This is a genomic window from Burkholderia sp. Ax-1720, from assembly GCF_011753035.1.
GTDB classification, from domain to species: Bacteria; Pseudomonadota; Gammaproteobacteria; order Burkholderiales; family Burkholderiaceae; genus Burkholderia; species Burkholderia gladioli.
On the sequence record NZ_VWWK01000009.1, the window covers coordinates 62,021 to 81,747 of the forward strand.

The window sequence follows — 19,727 nt, forward strand, 5'->3', positions numbered from 1 at the left end:
GCTTGCGTCAGGCCGTCGGCGTCACGGGCAGGCCGAGATCGCCGAGGCAGAAGTACTTGGTTTCGGTGAACGGCTCGAAGCCCTCGCTGCCGCCCTCGCGGCCGAGCCCCGAAGCCTTCATGCCGCCGAACGGCACCGGCGCGCCGGTGAAGCTCGAACCGTTCACCGAGATCATCGCGAAATCGAGCCGGCGCACCAGCTGGAAGATCAAGTCGGCGCGCGTCGCGCACACGTAGGCGGCCAGGCCGTATTCGGTATCGTTGGCCGCCGCGACCACCTCGTCCAAGGTGTCGAAGGCGCTGACGGCCGAGATCGGCGCGAAGTTCTCCTCGTCGACCACGCGCATGCCGGGCCGCGCGTCGGCGATCACGGTGGGCTCGAAGAACCAGCCGCCCAGCGCATGCGCGCCGCCGCCGGCCAGGATGCGCGCGCCCTGCTCGCGCGCATCGGCCACGCGCGCGGCGGTGGCATCGAAGGCGGCCTGGTGCATCAGCGGCCCGATCTGCACGCCAGGCTCGAACGCCGGGCCCACCTTCAAGCCCCGCACGGCGGCGGCATAACGTTCGAGGAAGGCCTCGTAGAGCGGCCGCGCCACGTAGATGCGGTTGGCGGCGCAACAGTCCTGCCCGGAGGTCTGGAACTTCGCCTCGACCGCTACCGCCACCGCCCGTTCGAGATCGGCGCAGGCGGTGACGACGAAGGGCGCGTTGCCGCCCAGCTCCAGCGCCACCTTCTTGATGCCGGCCCCGGCGACGGCCTGCATCACCAGCTTGCCGACGCGCGTCGAGCCGGTGAAGCTGACCGCGCGCACGCGCGTGTCGGCCACCAGCGTCTCCATCGCCATCTGCGGCTCGCCGAGCACCACATTGAACACGCCGGGCGGGAAGCCCGCTTCCTCGGCGAAGTGGGCCAGCGCGAGCGCGGAGAACGGCGTCTCGTGCGCGGGCTTGACCACCACGCTGCAGCCGATCGCCATCGCCGCGGCGGCCTTGCGGGTGATCATCGCCATCGGGAAGTTCCAGGGCGTGATGAGCGCGGCCACGCCGACCGGCTCGGCGATCGTGCCCAGCTGGGCACCGTCGATATGGGAGGCGATGGTGCGCCCTGCCGGGCGCCTGGCCTCGTTGGCGAACCACTCGATGAAGCTCGCGCCGTAGCGCAGCTCGCCCCGGGCCTGCGCCAAGGGCTTGCCCTGTTCGAGCGACAGCAGGGCCGCGAGATCGTCGAGATGGCGCAGCAGCAGCGCGTGCCAGCGCAGCAGCAAGGCGCTGCGCCGCGCCTGGGGTACCCAGCGCCAGCTTTCGTGGGCGCGTTGCGCGGCATCCACCGCCGCCACGATCTGCGCCCGATCGAGCATCGGCACCTGGCCGATCACCGATCGGTCGGCGGGATTGCGCACCTCGAGCGTCGCGCCGCTGTCGCTCGACAGCCAGCGGCCGTCGACATGGCACAACGAGCGGATCGGGACGGGATGTCCGGTAAGCATGGCATCGACTCCAGAAGGAACGGTATGGCCATTACTATGTCCCGGCGGGCTGCCCGAAACTTTTGGTTCCGGGGCGCCCGGCTTGCGGTTTTTTCTGCTTGTCGGGCGGCGCGCGGAAAGAACCGGAACCCACGCCGCCCTGCCCGATTCAGCCCCAACCGATTCAGCCCAGCGCGCCCTCGCTCAGCAGCACCTCGTGCGCGGCCTTGAAGGCACCGAGGCCGTGAGGAATTCCGGAATACGCCGTCGCGTGCAGCAGGGCCGCCTTGATCTCCTCGACGCTCACGCCGTTGTTCAAGGCGCCCTTCACATGCAGCTTGAGCTCGTTGGTATGGCCCGCCACGGTCAGCAGCGCGATCTGCATCAGGCTGCGGGTGCGGCGGTCCAGGGTCTCGTCGCCCCAGGCCCATCCCCAGGCCCAGGTGGTAGTCGCACGCTGGAACGCCATCATGAAATCGTCGGCCTTCGCCATCGAGGCATCCACATACTCGGCACCCAGCACCTCGCGGCGGATCGGCAGGCCCTTGCGGAACAGCGCGTCGTCTTCGTTCATCTCCATTCTCCTTTCGTCGGGCGAAAAAAAAGCGCACGGCTCGCCGTGCGCCCGGTCGAGGCCATGCCTTACTTCGCCTGGCTGGCCACCGTGATCCATTGATCGAGCTGCGCCTTGTTGCCGGCCATCCAGTCGCCGGCGAGCTGCGTGATCAGCGCCTGGCTGCCGCCTTTCTTGCTGATCGCGTATTCCCAGGCGGACCAGGTGGTCGAGGGGAACTTGATCTGCTCGATCAGCGAGCGGATCGCCGGATTGGCCGCGATGAAGCCGCGGTTGCCCACGGCGCCCCAGTTCCAGGACGCCATCGCCATCCGGCAGGGGTCCGCGTCGCCGGCGCAGCCCTTCACGCCGCTCACCAGCGGCGAGCCGCTGTTGGGCATGTTGGGCGGCAGGGCCGCTTCCGGCGTCGGCAGCCACACCACGTCCTTGCCCGGCACCAGGCTGCTGACGGTCCAGGACGGGCTCCAGGCATAGAAGAAGGCCGGCTTGCCCTGCTTGATGCGCGCCACCGTGTCGACCATCAGCGCCTCGTACTTGCCGCGCACCGCGCGCACCGTGTCCTGCAGGCCGAACTTCCTGAGCTGGAAGTCGACCACGTCGCCGCAGCTCCAGCCCGGATCGCAGCTGATCAGTTGCGCCTTGCCGTCCGAGCCGAACAGCGCGGCCAGCTTCGGGTCCTTGAGCTGGGCGAGATTGGTGATCTTGTAGGCGTCGGCGGTCTTCTTGTCGATCAAGTAGCCGTTGATGCCGCCGCCCACGATCATGCCGGTGCCGACGATCTGCGCGTCCTTCTCGACCGCGCGAAACGCCAGCTCGCGCTGCGGGAAGTTCACGTCGGTGGCGAGGTCCTCGTCGCCCTGCGCCACCGCCTGGAAGAACAAGGTGGTGTTCATGGTGGTCAGCTTGACCTCGTAGCCGAGCCGCTTCATGGCCGCCATCACGATCTGGGTGGCGACGTAGTTGCCGCCGAAACTGTCGCCCTGCGAATACTGGATCGTCCTGCCCTTGCCGGGCATGTCCTGCGCGAACGCCGGCACGCCTGCCATCATCACCGCCGCGAGCGCTGCCGCGCCGCATGCTGCCGCCAACCTCTTCATCGAGCTACTCCTGCGTGTGGATACGATCGTCCATGGACGATGCTTGCTGGGAATCGATCCGGCGCCATGCCGGCGACCGGGAACACGGCGCGGCCGCCCCGCGCGGCCGCGCGCCTGCGCTGCATGACGTCAGAGCGCCTGCTTGGGATCGCTGCGCTCGGGCAGGGCCGGCGCCGCGGCCTCGCCGCGCCCGCCGCCGCGTACCAGCCGCGCCAGCACCGAGCGCAGCGAACCGCCCGCGCCGGGCTGCGAACGCGCCAGCTTCTGCGTCACGCGGTCGAGCATCATGGCCAGCAGCACGATCGCCACGCCGCCGATCGCGGCCTGCCCCACGTCGAGCCGGCCCAGGCCCTGCAGCACCACCAGGCCGAGCCCCTCGGCGCCGATCATCGAGATCACCACCGACATCACCATCGCGGTCAGCACGGTCTGGTTCAGGCCGCCGAGGATGGTCGGCACGGCCAGCGGCAACTGCACCTCCCAGAGCAACTGGCGGCGATCCGCGCCGAACGCGAGGCCGGCCTCGACCAGCTCGTGGTCGACCATGCGGATGCCGAGATTGGTGAAGCGGATCAGCGGCGGCATCGCGGCCGTCACCACCGCCACCTCGCCCGACACGGTGCCCACCCCGAACAGCATCACCACCGGCACCAGGTACACGAAGGTGGGCGTGGTCTGCATGATGTCGAGGATCGGCTGCACCACGCGCCAGACCCGCTCGCTGCGCGCGCAGGCGATGCCGACCGGGATCCCGATCACCGCGCAGAAGGCGATCGCGGTGACGATCAGCGCGAGCGTGGTCATCGCGTCCGACCAGACGCCGAGCACCGCGATGGCCAGCAGCCCGAGCAGGGTGAAGGCGCCGATCGCGCGGCCCGCGAAGCGCCAGGCCAGCAGCGCGCAGACCAGGCAGAACAGCGGGAACGGCACCGCGTGCAGGGCGTCGATATTGGCCTCGAGCAGCTTCTGGATCGGCCACTTGACGGCCAGGAACAGCGGACGCAGGTGCAGCGCGATCCACTGCACGGCGGCCTGGATCCACTGCGCGATCGGGAATACCGCCAGATCGTCGGCTTTAAGCATGATGAGCTCCGTTGACGCTGCCCGCGCCGATGCGTGCGAGGACCTGCCCCGCTTCCAGCCGGCCGACCAGCCGGCCCGATTCGTCGAGTACGCCGAGCGCGCGCGCCGTGCCGAAATGGCCGGCCACGTCGATCAGGCGCGCATGGCCCGGCACGCAGGCGAACGCGCCGTCCAGCGGCGGCAGCGCGGCGCCGTCGCGCAAGGCCTGCAGTTGCGTGTCGCCCACCGCGCCGAGCATGCCCAGCACGCGCGCCTCGCCGTCCACCACGAAGGCCGGCCCCGGCCCCGCGCAGCCGAGCACGGTCCAGCCCTCGCGGCGCACCAGCGGCGCGAGCGGCGTCATCGAGGCTTCGGCGTTGAACAGGCGCGAACGATCGACCTCGCGCGTGAAGGCGGCCACGTAGTCGCTGCCGGGCGCGGTCACGATCGACTGCGGCGTGCCCTCGCGCACCAGCTTGCCTTCCGACATGATGGCGATGCGCGTGCCCAGCTTCAGTGCTTCCTGGAAGTCGTGCGTGATGAACAGGATGGTCTTGTTGAGGCTGCGCTGCAGGCGCAGCAGCTCGTCCTGCATCTCGGTGCGGATCAGCGGATCGAGCGCGCTGAAGGCCTCGTCCATGATCAGGATGTCGGCGTCGGTGGCCAGCGCGCGCGCCAGGCCCACCCGCTGGCGCATCCCGCCGCTCAGCTCGTGCGGCATCTTGCTGGCCCAGCGCGCCAGGCCCACCACCTCCAGCACCTGCTCGGCGCGCTTGCGGCGCGTCGTGCCGTCCACGCCGCGCAGCTTCAGGCCGAACTCGACGTTCTCGATCACGCGCCGGTTCGGCAGCAGGGCGAAATGCTGGAACACCATCGAGATGCGCTTGCGGCGCACCTCGCGCAGCTCGCGCTCGCCCAGCGCGCAGAGGTCGACGTCGTCGAGCAGGATGCGCCCGGCGCTGGGCTCGTTGAGCCGGTTCACGCAGCGCGCCAGGGTCGACTTGCCGGAGCCGGACAGGCCCATGATCATGTACATCGCGCCGGCCGGCACGCTCAGCGACACGTCGTCGAGGCCCACCACCTGGCCGGTGTCGCGCAGCACGTCGGCCTTGCTGGCGCCCTGGCGCAGCATGCCGAGCGCGCGCTCGGGGCGATCGGAGAACACCTTGTACAGATGCTCGATTTTCAGGCGTTCAGTCATCAAGCTCACTCCTTCGGTGGAACGGGCCGGGCACCCGGCTCGGCCTGCCCGGTCGGCAGTTGTTGCAGCGGCGAAAACGCGGTCGGCACCAGGATCCGGTTCTCGGCCTGCTCGATCAGCTCGGACAGGCGCGGAATGAAGGCCTGCCAGCGCGGGTCGGCGGCGAGCCGCTGGCGGCGCAGGCGGCGGTCCTCCAGGTCGGCATAGCCCCACCAGTGCACCACCTGGGACAGGCAGCCGATCTCGGTGGTGAAATACCCGAGCAGGTTGCCCAGCGTCGGCTGCTGCATCGGCAGCGCCTCCTCGGCCACCAGCTTCAGGAAGCGTCCCATCGCGCCGTTGCGGATCCGGTAGATGCGCTCCTCGACGATCATCGGGCCGCCTCCCCGCTGTCAATCAGGAACTCCCGCATCAGCGCGGCCACCTGCTCGGGCGCCTCGTTGAGCAGCGAATGGCGCAGCTTCGGCAGGATCGCCAGCCGCGAATCCGGAATCCGTTCATGCATGTAGCGTGCCATCCGCGGGTTCGAGCCGGCATCGTGCTCGCCGGTCGCGATCAGGGTCGGCATCGCGATCTGGTCGATCAGGCCGCCGAAATCGGTCTGCGCCAGCACCCGGTAGGCCGCCGCGTAGCAGTCCGGATCGTTCTGCGCGTTGCGCCGGCGCAGTTCGTCCACCAGCGCCGGGTGCCGCGCCTGGAAATCCTCGCTCAGCCAGCGCGACAGCGAGGCGTCGTAATGCGCGCCGCGCTCGCCCGCCTGCAGGGCGGCCAGCCGCTCGGCCACGCGCGCGCGCTCCTCGGCGGTGCGCCCGGCCACGGTGGCCAGCAGCATGAGCCGGCGCAGCCGCGCCGGATGCGTCAGCGCGAGCCGCTGCGCGATCAGGCCGCCCAGCGAGAAGCCGGCCAGGTCGAAGCGGGCGAAGCCGGCGTGATCGGCCAGCGCCAGCACGTCGCCGACGAAATCGTCGATCTCGTAGCGCCCCTTCACGCGCTCGGAGCGGCCGTGGCCGCGCAGGTCGAAGCTGAGCACGCGAAAGCCGCGGCCCAGCGCGTTGATGGCGCCCTGCCAGGCCTCGAGATAGGAGCCCACGCCGTGGATGCAGACCAGCTCGCGCGGCCCCTCGCCCTGCAGGCGATAGGCCAGGCGCACGCCGTCGACGTCCAGGCTGCCCTCGATCGCGTCGGGCGGCGCCTCGGGAAGTGCGTCGCGCATGGCTCAGGCCCCCGCCGCCGCGGCCTGGCGCTCGCGCTCGCGCGCGGCGAAGTGCGGCATGATCTCGTCGATGAACAGGCGCAGCGTCTTCATCTGCAGCTCGAAGGGCAGGTTGAACGACAGGCCCAGGCAATACTGGTCGACGCCCTCGTCCTCGTAGATCTGCAGCTTGCGGATCACCTCGTCGGGCGTGCCGAACATCAGGTTGTCGCGCACCGCGGCGGGATCGTAGTTGGCGCGGTTGGCCACGGTCTCGAAGGGCACCGCTTCCGGGAAGCCGTTGTGCACGGTGCCGATGTTCTGCATCAGGTTCTCGAAGTAGCGGCCGTAGTCGACGCTGTGGCGCACCGCGGTCTGCCAGTCCTCCTCGCGATCGTAGACGCAGGTGCGCCGCTGCATCATGAAGCGCGGGCGCGGATGCTCGGGATGGTCGGCCACCGCCTTGCGGAATTTCGCGCCGAGCACGGCCACCTCGGAAGGCGGCGCCGACAGCGGCGTGGACAGGATGTTGGCGCCGATGCCGACCGCCCAGTCGAAGCTGCCGGGGTCGCGCGTGGCCACCCAGATCGGCGGATGCGGCTGCTGCAGCGGCTTGGGCACCGAGGTGGCGAGCGGGAAGCGCCAGTAATGGCCGTCGTGCTCGTAGTCGCCTTCCCACAGGCGCTTGACGGCCGGCACCAGCTCCTTCATGTAGGCCACGCCTTCCTGCTGGGGAATGCCGCCGGCCATCCGGTCGAACTCGTATTGGTAGGCGCCGCGCGCGATGCCGAACTCGAGCCGGCCGTTGCTCAGGTGATCGCACATGGCGGCCTCGCCGGCCAGCCGGATCGGCGACCAGTACGGCGCCACCAGGGTGGCGGTGCCCAGCCGGATGCGCTCGGTGTGCTGGGCCAGCCAGGTCAGTACCGTGAACGGGTTCGGCGAGATGGTGCATTCGATGGTGTGGTGCTCGGCGGTCCACAGCGTCTCGAAGCCGCCTTCGTCGGCCACGCGCGCCAGCGCCAGCAGCCGGTCGCGCGCCTCGGTCATCGACGCCTCGGGGGAGAACCGCTCCATGCTCAGTGATACGGCGAATTTCATAGATGCCTCGTGTCGGATGGAAACGCGCGTTTCAACGCAGACGAATGACGAACGGGTCCTGCATCGCGCCCGAGTAGTCGAGCACCACGTTCTTGAGCCGCGAGAACTCGCGCATCACCTCGAAGCCGCCGCGCCGGCCGTAGCCGCTGTGCTTGAGACCGCCGTTCGAGGACATGTAGGCGGCCGAGCGGTAGGTGTTGATCCAGACCGTGCCGGCGTCGATGTCGCGCGCGAAGCGCATCGCGCGGTCGATGTCGCGGGTCCAGATGCCGGAGGCCAGGCCGTATTCGGTGTCGTTGGCCAGCGCCATCAGCTCGGCCTCGTCGTGGAACGGCACCACGCCCACCACCGGCCCGAAGATCTCCTCCTGCATGAAGCGCATCGAGTTGGTGGCCTGGGTCATCACGGTCGGCTCGAAGTACCAGCCCTCGGCCAGCGCGCCCGTGTTCGGGCGGCGCCCGCCGGCGGCGATCCGCGCGCCCTCCTCCACGCCCGAGGCCACGTAGCGCTGCACCTTGTCGAGCTGGGTGGCCAGCGCGAGCGGACCGATATCGGTGTCCTCGTGCATCGGATGGCCCACGCGCACGCGCCGGGTTCGCTCCACCAGGGCCTCGACGAAGCGCTCGTAGACCGAGGCCTCGACGAAGCAGCGCGAGCCGGCCACGCAGGTCTGGCCCGCCGCGGCGAAGATGCCCGACACCACGCCGTTGACGGCGCGCTCGATCTCCACGTCGCCGAACACCACGTGGGGAGACTTCCCGCCCAGCTCCATCTGGCAGGGCACCAGGTTTTGCGCGGCATTGCCGGCGATCTTGCGGCCCGTCACGGTGCTGCCGGTGAACACGTACTTGGCGACGCCGGGATGGCGCGTGAGCGCCTCGCCGGTGGTGGCGCCGTCGCCGGTCACCACGTTGAACACGCCGGGCGGAATGCCCGCCTCGATGGCCAGTTCGGCCAGCGCCAGCGAGGAGGCGGTGGCGTGCTCGGAGGGCTTGACCACCACCGTGTTGCCGATCGCCAGGCACGGTGCGAGCGTGCCGGTCAGCATCATCAGCGGCGAATTCCACGGGATGATCATGCCGACCACGCCGATCGGCTCGCGCAGGTTGAAGTTCAGCATGTCGAGCTTGTTGACGGGGATCGTGTCGCCCTGCAGCTTGTCCGCCATGCCGGCGAAATACAGATAGGAATCCGGAATGGCACGCATCTGCGCGCGCATCTCCTTGAGCAGCTTGCCGTTGTCGCGGCATTCGAGCAGGGCCAGCGCGTCGGCGTTCTCGAGCACCAGCTCGCCCAGGCGGCGCACCAGCTTGCCGCGCTCGGTCTGGGTCATGCGCCGCCAGGCGGGGTTCTTCAGCGCGGCCTGGGCCGAACGCACGGCCGCGTCGACGTCGGCCGCGTTCGACTGCGCGAACTCGTACCAGGGCGTCGAGGTGGTGGGGTCAAAGCTCGGGGCGTAGCTGCCGCTGGCCGGCTCGACGAAGCGGCCGTCGATGAAATTGCCGATGCGGGCATGCTGCAGGGTTTCGACTGTGGTCTTCATGAAATGTCCTTGGTCATCCAGCCTGGGTTCAGGACTGCACGTGATGGCGCCACGGCTGCGCGGCGCCAACCGTCGCGACGCGGCCGCCGTCGTGCGAGCCCATGTAGATCGAATAACTGCCGCCGCCTGCCGTCTCGCGCACGAAACGGCGCAGCATCGCGCGCATCTCGACCGAGGCGATTTCGTCATAGGGAAGCGCGTCGGGGGCGAAGAAGCGGAATTCCGGCGGCAGCGCCAGCGCGCCGCGCGGCTCGGCCAGGCGGGCCCGGTAGATCAGGTAGCCGGAATCGTGGCCGTCGGTGTCGTAGACGGAATAGAGGAAGGTGTCGTCGGGCACCAGCGCCAGCGAGCCGCCGCCCGCCACCGGCAGGCGAGCGTCCACCAGCCGGCGCGGCGCGGTGGGCAGCACCCAGCCGCCCTTGCCGTCGGCCACCAGCAGCACCTCGCCCTGCGCCTCGATCAGGTAGCCGACGATCATGTCGGTGGACGACAGCCAGCCCGGCGGCAGCGGGTCCTTGACCTGCGCGTAGCGGCCGCGGCAGAAGCCCAGCGGCGCCGCGGGGCTGGTGCCGAAGGCCTGCACGCGGCCGATCAGGATCAGGTGGTCGCCGGCCTCGACGCGGTCGTGCATCGAGCAGTCGAACCAGGTCAGGCAGTCGGTCAGCACCGGCGCGCCGGTATGCACCACGTCGTGGTTGATCGCGGCGAACTTGTCGGCCGCCTTCGAGGCGAACAGGTTGGAGACATCCACCTGGCTGTCGCTCAGCAGGTTCACCGCGAACTTGTCGGCGGCGGCGAAGGCCGGGTAGCTCGACGCGCCCGCGCCGACGCAGACCAGCAGCAGCGGCGGGTCGAGCGAGACCGAGGCGAAGGAGTTGGCCGTCATGCCGCGCGGGCGGCCCTCGGCGTCGATGGTGGTGAGCACCGTCACGCCGGTGACGAAGGTGCCGAAGGCACGGCGCAGCGCCTTCGGGTCGATGGTGGTTCGGTTATCGGATACTGCCGCTTGCATGGCCATTCACCTCGTACATCGTTGTCCTGAGGTGAATGTAGGTGGCTGAAATCGGGCTGGCTTCCTGCGGATCGAAGGAGAACCGGGGGAACCTCACCTGCTGTTCGTCGGACCGGGAAAACCACTAGTCGGGACTTCACAGGCGAGCTGGTGACGGGGCCCGCGACGCGCGCGGGCCCCGCCGGCAGGCGCTGGCGAGGGCGTCCCGCCTAGTGCGCGCCGTGCGCCGCCGCGGCCACCGGCGGGCTGCCCTCCAGCAGGTTGTGCAGTTGCAGCGCGAGCTCGATTGCGAAGCGCCGCTCGGGCGTCTCCACGTCGATGCCGAACAGGTCCGAGATACGCGACAGCCGGTAGCGCAGCGTGGTCACGTGCAGGCCCATCGCGTCGGCACAGGCCTGGCTGCGGCAGCCGTGGCGGATGTAGATCGCCAGCGTGTCGAGGTAGGAGGCGCGGTGGCTGGCGTCGTATTCGACGATCGGCCCGATGGTGCCGGTGATGAAGGCCCGCACGTCGGGCGAATCGGCCGCGCCCATCAGCATCGGCAGCGGCCCGAGGTCCGGCACGCTCAGCGCGCCGGTCTTGCCGAACGAGCGCGCCACGCGGATCATCCGCCAGCAGCGGTCCCATTCGTTGGCCAGCTCGGTCAGGCCCGCCACGCGGTCGCTGGCCACCAGGGTGGGCTCGCCGCCGAACAGCGGGCTCAGTGCCGCGCACAGCTGGCGCGCGAAGGCGTTGATGCTGGCCAGCGGCCGCTGGCCGTCGTCGGGCAGCAGGCAGACCAGGCCGCCGCCGACCGTCACCGGATGCGCGGCCAGCTTGTGCTGGGCCGCGATCAGGCCGGCGGTGCGATGGCATTCGGCCGAGCGGTCCAGCGCGGGGCCCTCGCGGCGCGGATAGTCGACCACCAGCAGGCGCATCGGCGCGCCCAGCGCAATGCCGAGCCGGCGCGAGCGCTCCACGATGTCCTGCTCGTCGCGCCAGCGCCGCTCGACGATCTCGAAGAACAGCTCGGTCAGGGTGCGCGTCTCGGCGCGAAAGCGGATCACGCTACGCATCAGCTGCACGCTCATCGCGAACTTCGCGCTCTCGATCGCGAGCGCCTGCAGGTCGCCCTCGGCGCGCCCGCCGAAGCTCAGCAGCGCGCCCACCGTATCGCCGTCCACCGTCAGGGGCTCCACGTCGGCCGTGAGCGGCACCCCGCCCGGCAGCTCGAAGCGCACCCGCCGCAAGGCATGGCGCGCGATCGCCTCGCGCGCGGTCTCGCGCATCTGGCGGCCGGTCTCGCCGTCGAGCAGGGCGCGCCAGGCGGCGCCGTCGAGCCCCTCGACGGGCGGGCGCGAGGCCAGCAGCTCGCCGCCGTAGAAGTCGATCACCAGCACCGGCGAGTCGAGCAGGTCGGCCAGCATGCCGGTCAGCGTGTCCATCGAGCCGCCCACCAGCACCTCCTGCAGCATCGCGCCCTGTACCGAGAGCACGCGCCGCAACTGCTCGGCGGCGGCCTGCTGGGCGCGCTGGCGATGGGCGCGCTCGATCGCGATCGCGCCGAGGTGCACCACCAGCTCCATGAAGGCCAGGTGCTCGGGTGCCACGTCCACCACCTTGCGCGCCGACACCACCAACACCATCGGCCGCCCCTCGGCATCGCAGCTCGCCATCGGCAGCACCAGCACGGTGCGGTAGCCGCGCTCGGGCGCCTCGCGCCGGTAGCCGAGGAATTCGGTGGTCTCCAGCGCGTCGCGGATATAGACCGGCTCGTTGCGCTGCAGCGCGACCAGCGCGGGGCTGGTGGCCAGCTCCCAGCGGTCGGCCAGCGCGCGCTTGAGCAGGGTCGGGTCGCGCCGCGCGATCACCAGCGCATAACCGTGCGCGATATCCACGCTCATGATCGAGCCGAGATCCCAGGAGCCGTGATGGCAGGCCAGCTCGATCAGGCTGTGCAGCAGCGTGTCGACGTCGGCATCCGCATTGATTCGGCTGGCGACGTCGCGCAGGGACGACATGAGCGACAACGTATCCGGCATCGAGAGCTCCTGTTGGGCGTGGCTGACTATACGACTTATCGCAGTGTCAAAAAAGTCGTGCTTCCCCCGGAACGGAGGAAGACGCTCGAATTGACGCTACTTAGCATGCCTCGCATCGATCACGTCATCCGATGGGAGTGCTGATGAATACCGATTTGCAAGTGCGCAAGATCTCGACCTTCGTCGAGGAACTGATGGTCGAGGGCGGGCGCGCGGCGCCGCGCCCGATCACCACCGTGGTGGTGGCCGCCGTGCTGAAAAACCCCTGGGCCGGGCAGGGTTTCTGCGAGGACCTGCAGCCGGAGATCCGGCGCCTCGCGCCGCCGCTGGGCGCCGAGCTGACGCGCCGGCTGGTGGCGCTGATGCCGGCCGCGCGCGTGGAAGCCTATGGCAAGGCCGCCGTGGTGGGCGTGAACGGCGAGATCGAGCACGCCTCGGCGCTGATCCACACGCTGCGCTTCGGCAACCTGTTCCGCGAGGCGGTGGACGGCACCGCGTTCCTGAGCTTCACCAATACGCGGCTCGGGCCGGGCTCGATGGTCTCGCTGCCGATGATCCACAAGTCGGCCACGGGCCAACGCTCGCACTTCCTGACGGCGACATTTCAGATCGCCGACGCCCCGGGCCCCGACGAGGTGCTGGTGGCGATCGGCGCGGCCGACGGGGGACGCGCTCATCCGCGCATCGGCGATCGCTTCATCGACATGGCCGAGATGGAGGCCCGCAAGCCGGCCGAGGCGCAGAACTGGGGCGACTGAGGCGCGGGCGCGCCCTGGCGGCGCGCCTGCTCCGAGCCCCGGCGCCGCTGCTCCGCTTTTCCTCCGATTCGCAGCAAACCCCGGCGCGCCGCACGGCGCGCCCGCTCCACCGTTTCCGCCGCCACGGCACCCGCCATGAACGACATCATCATGCTGGCCACCCGGTTGCCCGCCGGGCAGGAGGCCGAGTATCGCGCCGCGCTCGCCGCGGCGATGCCGGACGAGACCATCGTGCCGCTGCGCGAGGCCGATGCCGATGCGCGCGCCGGCGCGAGGATCGCGATCGTGGCGCGTCCCGATCCCGCCGAACTCGCCGCCCTGCCCCGGCTCGCCTGGATCCAGAGCCTGTGGGCCGGCGTCGAGCAACTGGTCGAGAGCCTGCCGGCCACGGCGCCGCCCGTGGTCCGGCTGGTGGACCCGGAAATGTCGCGCACCATGGCCGAGGCGGTGCTGGCCTGGACCTACTACCTGCAACGCGAGATGCCCGCCTACCGCGCCCAGCAGCAGGCGCGCGAATGGCGGCAGCGGCCATATCGCAAGCCCCAGGACATACAGGTCGGTATCGTCGGCCTCGGCACGCTCGGGGCGGCCGCCGCGACGCGCCTGCTCGAGGCGGGCTTTCGCGTGGCCGGCTGGAGCCGCTCGCCCAAGCGCATGGCCGGCGTGGATGCCCATCACGGCGCCGAGGGCCTGGCGCGCCTGCTCGGCGCGAGCGAGATCGTGGTGTGTCTCGTGCCGCTGACCGACGAGACGCGCGGCCTGTTCGACCGGCACACGCTGGCGGCCATGCGGCCCGGCGCGGCGCTGATCAACTTCTCGCGCGGCCCGGTGGTGGTCACCCCGGATCTGCTGCAAGCGCTCGATGCCGGCCGGCTCTCGCATGCGGTACTCGACGTGTTCGAGGTCGAGCCGCTGCCCGAAGCCTCGCCGCTCTGGGCCCATCCCGCCGTGACGGTGCTGCCTCACATCTCGGCGCCGACCGACCTGCACACGGCGGCGGCCGTGGTCGCGGCCAACGTCGCCGCCTATCGCGCCAGCGGCCGCATTCCGGCCGGCGTCGATCTCTCGCGCGGTTACTGAGCCGGCGCGAACCCTTTCGTTTCATCCGGCCCGAGCCGCGCCATCGGTCGTCTTCGTCCGCTGGTGTGTACCCGCACGCCGGCGCAGTGCCAGCAAGGCTTCGATTCATGCAACACGACCACCACCAGGGGAAATCATGAGCAAGGCAGCAGGCTTGGAAACACGCATCGCGGCAGCGGTGGCGACGGCGCTGGCGATACTCGCCGGCAGCAGCACGGCGGCGCAGGCACAGAGCAGCGTCACGCTGTACGGCATCATCGACGAAGGGCTCAACTACACCAGCAACGCGAAGGGACACGGCACCTTCCAGATGAAGAGCGGCGACACCTTCGGCAGCCGCTGGGGCATCGCCGGCTCCGAGGACCTGGGCGGCGGCACGCGCGCGCTGTTCCGCCTCGAGAACGGCTTCGACGTGAATAGCGGCGCCTTCAAGCAGGGCGGCCGCGAGTTCGGCCGGCAGGCCTGGGTCGGCCTGCAGTCGGACCGGCTCGGCACGCTCTCGTTCGGCCGCCAGTACGACCCGACCATCGATCTCTGGAGCGGCCTGACGGGCGCGGGCGGCGTGAGCGGCGACGTCGCCTCGCATCCGTTCGACAACGACAACGCCGACTTCGATTTTCGCGTCAACAACTCGGTCAAGTACACCAGCCCGAACTTCAACGGCCTGAAGGCCGAGGCGATGTACGGCTTCAGCAACGACACCGGCTTCGCCAACAACCGGCTCTACAGCGCGGCCCTGCAATACAAGCTGGCGGGCCTGACCGCCGCGCTCGGCTACCTGAAGATCGACGCGGGCGGCTCGGCCAACGGCGCGGTGTCCACCGACACGGTGTTTACCGGCTCGTCCGAGCAGAACATCGTGGCGGGGCTGTCCTACGCGTTCGCGGCCACCAAGCTGGGCCTGTCCTATTCGCATGTCGACGTCTACGACCCGACCGCCAACGCCTATATCGCCTCGACGGCCACCCAGCCGCCGGGCGGCCGCTGGCAGTCCTGGAAGTTCGACAACTTCGAGGTCAATGCGAAGTACGCCTTCACGCCGTCGTTCTGGCTGTTCGGCGCCTATACCTTCACCGAGGCGAACCTGCACGCCAGCACCGGCGATTTCGAGCCGAAGTGGCACCAGCTCTCGCTGATGCTCGACTACGACCTGAGCAAGCGCACCTCGCTCTACATGCAGGCCGCGTACCAGCACGTGGTCAGCGCGCATACCGGCACGGCCTTCGATTTCGCCACCACGCCCGCCTCGGCCGGCGCCTCGTCGGGCGAGAACCAGACGCTGGTGCGGCTCGGCATGATCCATCGCTTCTAGACGCGCTCGCGCGTCGTTTCCGCGGCCGGTTCGCTCGATGCGCCGGCCGCGTCCCGATCCCCCGGCGGATCCCTTTTCGAGGTAGCAGATGCAGAAAGACCTTCTGGTCGACGCCGATCGTCGACACCTGATTCACCCGGCCGTGGCCTATCGCGCGCACGAGGCGCGCGGCGTGACGATCCTGGATTCGGGCCACGGCGTATGGTTGCGCGACGCCGACGGCCGCGAGCTGCTCGATGCCTTCGCCGGGCTCTGGTGCGTCAACACCGGCTACGGCCAGGCCAGCATCGTCGAGGCGGCGATGCGCCAGATGAGCCGGCTGCCCTACGCGACCGGCTATTTCCACTTCGGCTCGACGCCCGCCATCGAGCTGGCCGAGCGGCTCACCGCGCTGGCCCCGGCCTCGCTGTCGCGCATCTACTTCACGCTGGGCGGCTCCGACGCGGTCGATTCCGCGGTGCGCTTCATCACCTACTACTACAACGCGATCGGCAAGCCGGCGAAGAAGCACTTCATCGCGCTGGAACGCGGCTACCACGGCTCGTCCTCGTTCGGCGCGGGGCTCACGGCGCTGCCGGTGTTCCATCGCGGCTTCGACCTGCCGCAGGCGACCCAGCACCATATCCCCTCGCCCTATCCGTATCGCAGCGCCACGCCGGACGACCCGCGGGCGATCATCGCAGCGTCGGTCAAGGCGCTCGAGGACAAGGTGGCGGAACTCGGCGCCGAGCACGTGGCCGCCTTCTTCTGCGAACCGGTGCAGGGCTCGGGCGGCGTGATCGTGCCGCCGACGGGCTGGCTGAAGACGATGCGCGAGGCCTGCCGGCGGCTCGGCATCCTGTTCGTGGCCGACGAAGTGATCACCGGCTTCGGGCGCACCGGCCCGCTGTTCGCCTGCGAGGCCGAGCAGGTCGAGCCGGACCTGATGACGGTGGCCAAGGGCCTGACGGCCGGTTACGCGCCGATGGGCGCCGTGCTGATGGCCGAGCATGTCTACCAGGCGATCGCCGACGGCGCGCCGGCCGATGCGCCGATCGGCCATGGCCAGACCTATTCCGCGCATCCCGTCAGCGCGGCGATCGCGCTGGAGGTGCTGCGCCTCTATCACGAGGGCGGGCTGCTGGAGAACGGCCGCACGCGCGCCCTGCAGTTCGGCGCCGGGCTCGATGCCCTGCGCGAGCATCCGCTGGTGGGCGACGCGCGCCATCGCGGCCTGCTCGGTGCGCTGGAGCTGGTCAGCGACAAGGCCGCGCGCACGCCCTTCGATCCCGCCGTGAAGCTGCCCACGCGCCTGTTCGACGCGGCCGGCCGCAACGGCATCGTCCTGCGCGCCTTCGGCGACGGCACGCTCGGCTTCGCGCCCGCGCTGTGCCTGAGCGAGAGCGAATGCGAGGAACTGTTGGCGCGCGTGAAGCGCGTGCTGGACGAGGTGCTCGACGAGACGGAAGTGCGCGCGGCGCTCAGAGGCCGGCTCGTGGCCTGAGCTTGCGCGCGCGCCGCATCGCCTGATCGGGGGCCGTGCCGCCGATCAGGCCTTGCTCGTCGACGCCGCTTCGTGAAGCTCGGCATCGCGTGCGCGACGGCGCCCATGCCAGCGCGCGTAGGCGGCCGCCGCCAGGGGCGCCAGCAGCGAGGTGACGATGGTCGAGGCCGCGATCTGCGGCGTGGCCATCGCCACCAGCGAGCCCAGGCGCGGGTCCACCGCCGCGATCGCGGTGGGTGTCGCCACCGCATTGCCGGCGGTGGTGGCCGCCGCCATGCCGGCCACGCCGGTGCCGCCGGCCAGCCGCGAGGCCAGCACGTTGCACACGGCGCCCGCGGCCAGCGTGATGAGCCCGAGCAGGATGCCGGACAGGCCCGCGCCGAGGATCGCGTGCAGGTTGATCTGCGCGCCGAGGCCGAAGGCGAAGAAGGGGATCAGCAGGTCGCCGCCGGACTTGAGGAAGCGCCGCATGTCCTCGTCGAGGTTGCCGAGCACCATGCCGATCACGATCGGCAGCACGGTGGCCACCAGGTCGATCACCGGGATGGTCGCCAGCCCGGACAAACCGAGCGCCACCATCGTCACGAACGGCCCTTCGAGGATCGAGAGCACCGCCAGCGCGCCGCGGTCGACCTCGTCGCCGAACTGGCGCGTCACCGCCGCGTACAGGCCCATGTTGGCATTGGTCACCGCGGCGATGATCGCCATGCCCGACAGGCCGAACAGGCCTTGAGGCCCGCACAGCCGGCTCACCGCGAAGCCGATCGCCACGCCGCTGGCCAGCTTGGCGAGCGTGATCGCCGCGCCGTTGCGCAGCGCCCGGGGGGCGGTGCGCAACTGGATCTCCGCCCCCATGCAGACGAAGAACACCGCCAGGATCGGCAGGGCGCCGTGGGCGAGCTGGGTGGAGAAGCTGCCGATGGCGAGGACGTGCGGCGCGAACGTGTTGAGCACGCTGCCCCACAGAAGGGGAATCACCATCATGCCGCCGGGAAAGCGCTCGATGGCTCGTTTGATCTTCATGCCGAGTCTCCGTCCGGTGCGCACTGCGTGGCGTCGCGTCACCGGCACTTGATTGGTATTGCGAATCGAATCGATCGCGGCGGGCCGCTTCCTCGCGCCTGGCGCCCGCCGTGCCGCCTTACATCTGCGCGCCGATCATCCAGGGCACGAATTCCTCGTTGCCCACGCCGAGCGCCTCGCTCTTGCTCTTGCCGCCCGAGGCGACCTCGATGATCATGCGGAAGATCTCCTCGCCCTTCTGCTCGACCGAGGCGCCGCCCTCCATGATCTCGCCGCAGTTGATGTCCATGTCGTCCACCATGCGCCGGTACATCGCCGAGTTGGTCGCGACCTTGATCGACGGCGCCGGCTTCGCGCCGAAGCAGGAACCGCGTCCGGTCGTGAACACCACCAGGTTGGCGCCGCTGGCGATCTGGCCGGTCGCGCCCATCGGGTCGTAGCCCGGCGCATCCATGAACACCAGCCCGTTCGTGTCGACCGGCTCGGCGTAGCGGTACACGCCCATCAGCGGCGACGAACCGCTCTTGGCCACCGCTCCGAGCGACTTCTCCAGGATCGTGGTCAGCCCGCCGGCCTTGTTGCCGGGCGTCGGATTGTTGTCGATGCTGCCTTTTTCACGCTCGGCATACGATTCCCACCAATGGATGCGCTCGACGATCTTCTCGCCCACCTCGCGGCTGACCGCGCGACGCGTCAGCAGATGTTCGGCGCCGTAGATCTCCGGCGTCTCGGTCAGGATCGCGGTGCCGCCGTGGCTCACCAGCAGGTCCACCGCGGCGCCCAGCGCGGGGTTGGCGGTGATGCCGGAATAACCGTCGGAGCCGCCGCATTGCAGCGCCACGCTCAGGTGGGAGACCGGCAGCGGCTCGCGGCGCGCCTGGTCGGCCAGCGGCAGCATCGCCTCGACGGCGCGGATCGCGGCGTCCACCGTCTTCTGCGTGCCGCCCTCCTCCTGCATCACCAGCGGCACCAGCAGCGGCCCCGGCTCCACGCCCTCGGCGACGAACATCGCGCCCATCTGGTTGGCCTCGCAGCCCAGCCCGATGATCACCACGCCGGCAAAGTTCGGATGCCTGACGTAACCGCCGATGGTGCGCCGCAGTTGCTGGATGCCCTCGCCGTGATGATCGATGCAGCAGCCGAAGCTGTGCGTGATCGGCACGATGCCGTCCACGTTCGGGTAGGCATCGAGCGCGCCGGGCGCCGCGAAGTGCTGGCTCACCAGCTTGGTGACGGTGGCCGAGCAGTTGACGGTGCTGATCACGCCGATGTAGTTGCGGGTCGCCACGCGCCCGTCGGCGCGGCGAAAGCCCTGGAAATCGAGCGGCGCGGCGGCGGGCGAGACCGGGCGGAGGTCCTCGCCGAACGCGTAGTCGCGATTGAATTCGCCGATCGACAGGTTGTGCACGTGGACATGCTCGCCGGCGCGGATCGCCTGCGTGGCGAAGCCGATGATCTGGCCGTAGCGGCGCACCGGCGCGCCCTGCGCGACGTCGCGGCAGGCGATCTTGTGGGCGGGCGGAATCTCGGCGCTTGCGACAAGATCGTCGAATTCGGCGAGAATCGTTCCCGCGGCGATCGCGCCGCGCGCGATCAGCACGTCGTCCTTGTCGTGCAGCTTGATGGCGAGCGTGGGCTGGCTCATGTGATGCCTCCTGATTGTGGGGTCGAGCTGCCGGGCCGCGCCTGTCGTGTGGAACGCCGCATGCGCTGGATCGGTTGCAGGCATCATCCGGCGAAGGCCGACGGCGGCGCAAATTGGTCAGGCCACTTTTCCGGGCGGCCGGCCAGGCGGGTCAGGAG

General features: G+C 70.0%; 17 protein-coding genes. 4 read left to right on the top strand and 13 right to left on the bottom strand.

Annotated features, from left to right (window positions below):
• Positions 1-7 precede the first annotated feature (7 nt).
• The 11 genes from F3J18_RS05100 to F3J18_RS05150 form a co-directional block, all read right to left on the bottom strand.
• On the bottom strand, positions 8-1,486 hold the full coding sequence (locus tag F3J18_RS05100; protein WP_025097128.1) for an NAD-dependent succinate-semialdehyde dehydrogenase: 1,479 nt from the start codon (positions 1,484-1,486) through the stop codon (positions 8-10).
• Positions 1,487-1,649: 163 nt separating this feature from the next.
• The gene (locus tag F3J18_RS05105) at positions 1,650-2,039 is read right to left on the bottom strand and encodes a carboxymuconolactone decarboxylase family protein (protein ID WP_025097127.1); all 390 of its coding nucleotides are present in this window, start codon (positions 2,037-2,039) and stop codon (positions 1,650-1,652) included.
• A 68-nt stretch (positions 2,040-2,107) separates the two neighbouring features.
• Entirely contained in the window at positions 2,108-3,136 is a 1,029-nt protein-coding gene (proX, locus tag F3J18_RS05110; protein WP_046578219.1) for a glycine betaine/L-proline ABC transporter substrate-binding protein ProX, read from the bottom strand.
• A gap of 129 nt (positions 3,137-3,265) precedes the next feature.
• Positions 3,266-4,219, bottom strand: coding sequence for a proline/glycine betaine ABC transporter permease (locus F3J18_RS05115; RefSeq protein WP_096751484.1), 954 nt, complete (start codon positions 4,217-4,219; stop codon positions 3,266-3,268).
• Positions 4,212-5,399 (bottom strand): glycine betaine/L-proline ABC transporter ATP-binding protein, encoded by a 1,188-nt coding sequence (locus tag F3J18_RS05120; RefSeq protein WP_025097124.1) that lies wholly within the window; start codon positions 5,397-5,399, stop codon positions 4,212-4,214. The genes F3J18_RS05115 and F3J18_RS05120 overlap by 8 nt, the downstream gene beginning before the upstream one ends.
• A 5-nt stretch (positions 5,400-5,404) precedes the next feature.
• Positions 5,405-5,773: an NIPSNAP family protein gene (locus F3J18_RS05125; protein ID WP_166911763.1), complete on the bottom strand. Its 369-nt coding sequence runs from the start codon at positions 5,771-5,773 to the stop codon at positions 5,405-5,407.
• A complete protein-coding gene (locus F3J18_RS05130; RefSeq protein WP_166911765.1) occupies positions 5,770-6,612 on the bottom strand; it encodes an alpha/beta hydrolase in 843 nt (280 codons plus the stop codon). Before F3J18_RS05130 ends, F3J18_RS05125 begins: the two co-directional genes overlap by 4 nt.
• 3 nt (positions 6,613-6,615) lie before the next feature.
• Positions 6,616-7,692, bottom strand: coding sequence for an LLM class flavin-dependent oxidoreductase (locus F3J18_RS05135; protein WP_025097121.1), 1,077 nt, complete (start codon positions 7,690-7,692; stop codon positions 6,616-6,618).
• A gap of 31 nt (positions 7,693-7,723) precedes the next feature.
• A complete protein-coding gene (locus tag F3J18_RS05140) occupies positions 7,724-9,235 on the bottom strand; it encodes an aldehyde dehydrogenase (protein WP_025097120.1) in 1,512 nt (503 codons plus the stop codon).
• Positions 9,236-9,263: 28 nt separating this feature from the next.
• Complete coding sequence (locus tag F3J18_RS05145; RefSeq protein WP_025097119.1) at positions 9,264-10,247, bottom strand: flavin reductase; 984 nt, start codon at positions 10,245-10,247, stop codon at positions 9,264-9,266.
• Positions 10,248-10,456: 209 nt separating this feature from the next.
• Entirely contained in the window at positions 10,457-12,268 is a 1,812-nt protein-coding gene (locus tag F3J18_RS05150; RefSeq protein ID WP_166911767.1) for a helix-turn-helix domain-containing protein, read from the bottom strand.
• A 143-nt stretch (positions 12,269-12,411) separates the two neighbouring features.
• Between F3J18_RS05150 and F3J18_RS05155 the strand changes: the two genes are divergently transcribed.
• The 4 genes from F3J18_RS05155 to F3J18_RS05170 all read left to right on the top strand — a co-directional run bounded on the left by F3J18_RS05155 (position 12,412) and on the right by F3J18_RS05170 (position 16,901).
• The gene (locus tag F3J18_RS05155) at positions 12,412-13,026 is read left to right on the top strand and encodes an amino acid synthesis family protein (RefSeq protein ID WP_166911769.1); all 615 of its coding nucleotides are present in this window, start codon (positions 12,412-12,414) and stop codon (positions 13,024-13,026) included.
• A gap of 135 nt (positions 13,027-13,161) precedes the next feature.
• Complete coding sequence (locus F3J18_RS05160) at positions 13,162-14,106, top strand: glyoxylate/hydroxypyruvate reductase A (RefSeq protein ID WP_166911771.1); 945 nt, start codon at positions 13,162-13,164, stop codon at positions 14,104-14,106.
• A gap of 136 nt (positions 14,107-14,242) precedes the next feature.
• Positions 14,243-15,418 carry a porin gene (locus F3J18_RS05165; protein ID WP_025097115.1) on the top strand — a complete coding sequence of 392 codons (1,176 nt, stop codon included), beginning with the start codon at positions 14,243-14,245 and terminating at the stop codon, positions 15,416-15,418.
• Positions 15,419-15,506: 88 nt separating this feature from the next.
• The gene (locus F3J18_RS05170; protein ID WP_166911773.1) at positions 15,507-16,901 is read left to right on the top strand and encodes an aspartate aminotransferase family protein; all 1,395 of its coding nucleotides are present in this window, start codon (positions 15,507-15,509) and stop codon (positions 16,899-16,901) included.
• Between the two features lie 45 nt (positions 16,902-16,946).
• Here F3J18_RS05170 and F3J18_RS05175 read toward each other — a convergent pair whose 3' ends face one another.
• Positions 16,947-17,924, bottom strand: a complete 978-nt coding sequence (locus F3J18_RS05175; protein WP_013690844.1) for a 2-keto-3-deoxygluconate permease — start codon at positions 17,922-17,924, stop codon at positions 16,947-16,949.
• Positions 17,925-18,042: 118 nt separating this feature from the next.
• Positions 18,043-19,569, bottom strand: a complete 1,527-nt coding sequence (locus tag F3J18_RS05180; RefSeq protein ID WP_166911775.1) for an altronate dehydratase family protein — start codon at positions 19,567-19,569, stop codon at positions 18,043-18,045.
• Between the last annotated feature and the right edge of the window lie 158 nt (positions 19,570-19,727).

What these genes read in the sequence shown, in the direction of transcription:
- F3J18_RS05100 (WP_025097128.1), bottom strand. Translation starts at nt 1,486, where the DNA reads ATGCTTACCGGACATCCCGTCCCGATCCGCTCGTTGTGCCATGTCGAC.
- F3J18_RS05105 (WP_025097127.1), bottom strand. Translation starts at nt 2,039, where the DNA reads ATGAACGAAGACGACGCGCTGTTCCGCAAGGGCCTGCCGATCCGCCGC.
- proX (WP_046578219.1), bottom strand. Translation starts at nt 3,136, where the DNA reads ATGAAGAGGTTGGCGGCAGCATGCGGCGCGGCAGCGCTCGCGGCGGTG.
- F3J18_RS05115 (WP_096751484.1), bottom strand. Translation starts at nt 4,219, where the DNA reads ATGCTTAAAGCCGACGATCTGGCGGTATTCCCGATCGCGCAGTGGATC.
- F3J18_RS05120 (WP_025097124.1), bottom strand. Translation starts at nt 5,399, where the DNA reads ATGACTGAACGCCTGAAAATCGAGCATCTGTACAAGGTGTTCTCCGAT.
- F3J18_RS05125 (WP_166911763.1), bottom strand. Translation starts at nt 5,773, where the DNA reads ATGATCGTCGAGGAGCGCATCTACCGGATCCGCAACGGCGCGATGGGA.
- F3J18_RS05130 (WP_166911765.1), bottom strand. Translation starts at nt 6,612, where the DNA reads ATGCGCGACGCACTTCCCGAGGCGCCGCCCGACGCGATCGAGGGCAGC.
- F3J18_RS05135 (WP_025097121.1), bottom strand. Translation starts at nt 7,692, where the DNA reads ATGAAATTCGCCGTATCACTGAGCATGGAGCGGTTCTCCCCCGAGGCG.
- F3J18_RS05140 (WP_025097120.1), bottom strand. Translation starts at nt 9,235, where the DNA reads ATGAAGACCACAGTCGAAACCCTGCAGCATGCCCGCATCGGCAATTTC.
- F3J18_RS05145 (WP_025097119.1), bottom strand. Translation starts at nt 10,247, where the DNA reads ATGCAAGCGGCAGTATCCGATAACCGAACCACCATCGACCCGAAGGCG.
- F3J18_RS05150 (WP_166911767.1), bottom strand. Translation starts at nt 12,268, where the DNA reads ATGCCGGATACGTTGTCGCTCATGTCGTCCCTGCGCGACGTCGCCAGC.
- F3J18_RS05155 (WP_166911769.1), top strand. Translation starts at nt 12,412, where the DNA reads ATGAATACCGATTTGCAAGTGCGCAAGATCTCGACCTTCGTCGAGGAA.
- F3J18_RS05160 (WP_166911771.1), top strand. Translation starts at nt 13,162, where the DNA reads ATGAACGACATCATCATGCTGGCCACCCGGTTGCCCGCCGGGCAGGAG.
- F3J18_RS05165 (WP_025097115.1), top strand. Translation starts at nt 14,243, where the DNA reads ATGAGCAAGGCAGCAGGCTTGGAAACACGCATCGCGGCAGCGGTGGCG.
- F3J18_RS05170 (WP_166911773.1), top strand. Translation starts at nt 15,507, where the DNA reads ATGCAGAAAGACCTTCTGGTCGACGCCGATCGTCGACACCTGATTCAC.
- F3J18_RS05175 (WP_013690844.1), bottom strand. Translation starts at nt 17,924, where the DNA reads ATGAAGATCAAACGAGCCATCGAGCGCTTTCCCGGCGGCATGATGGTG.
- F3J18_RS05180 (WP_166911775.1), bottom strand. Translation starts at nt 19,569, where the DNA reads ATGAGCCAGCCCACGCTCGCCATCAAGCTGCACGACAAGGACGACGTG.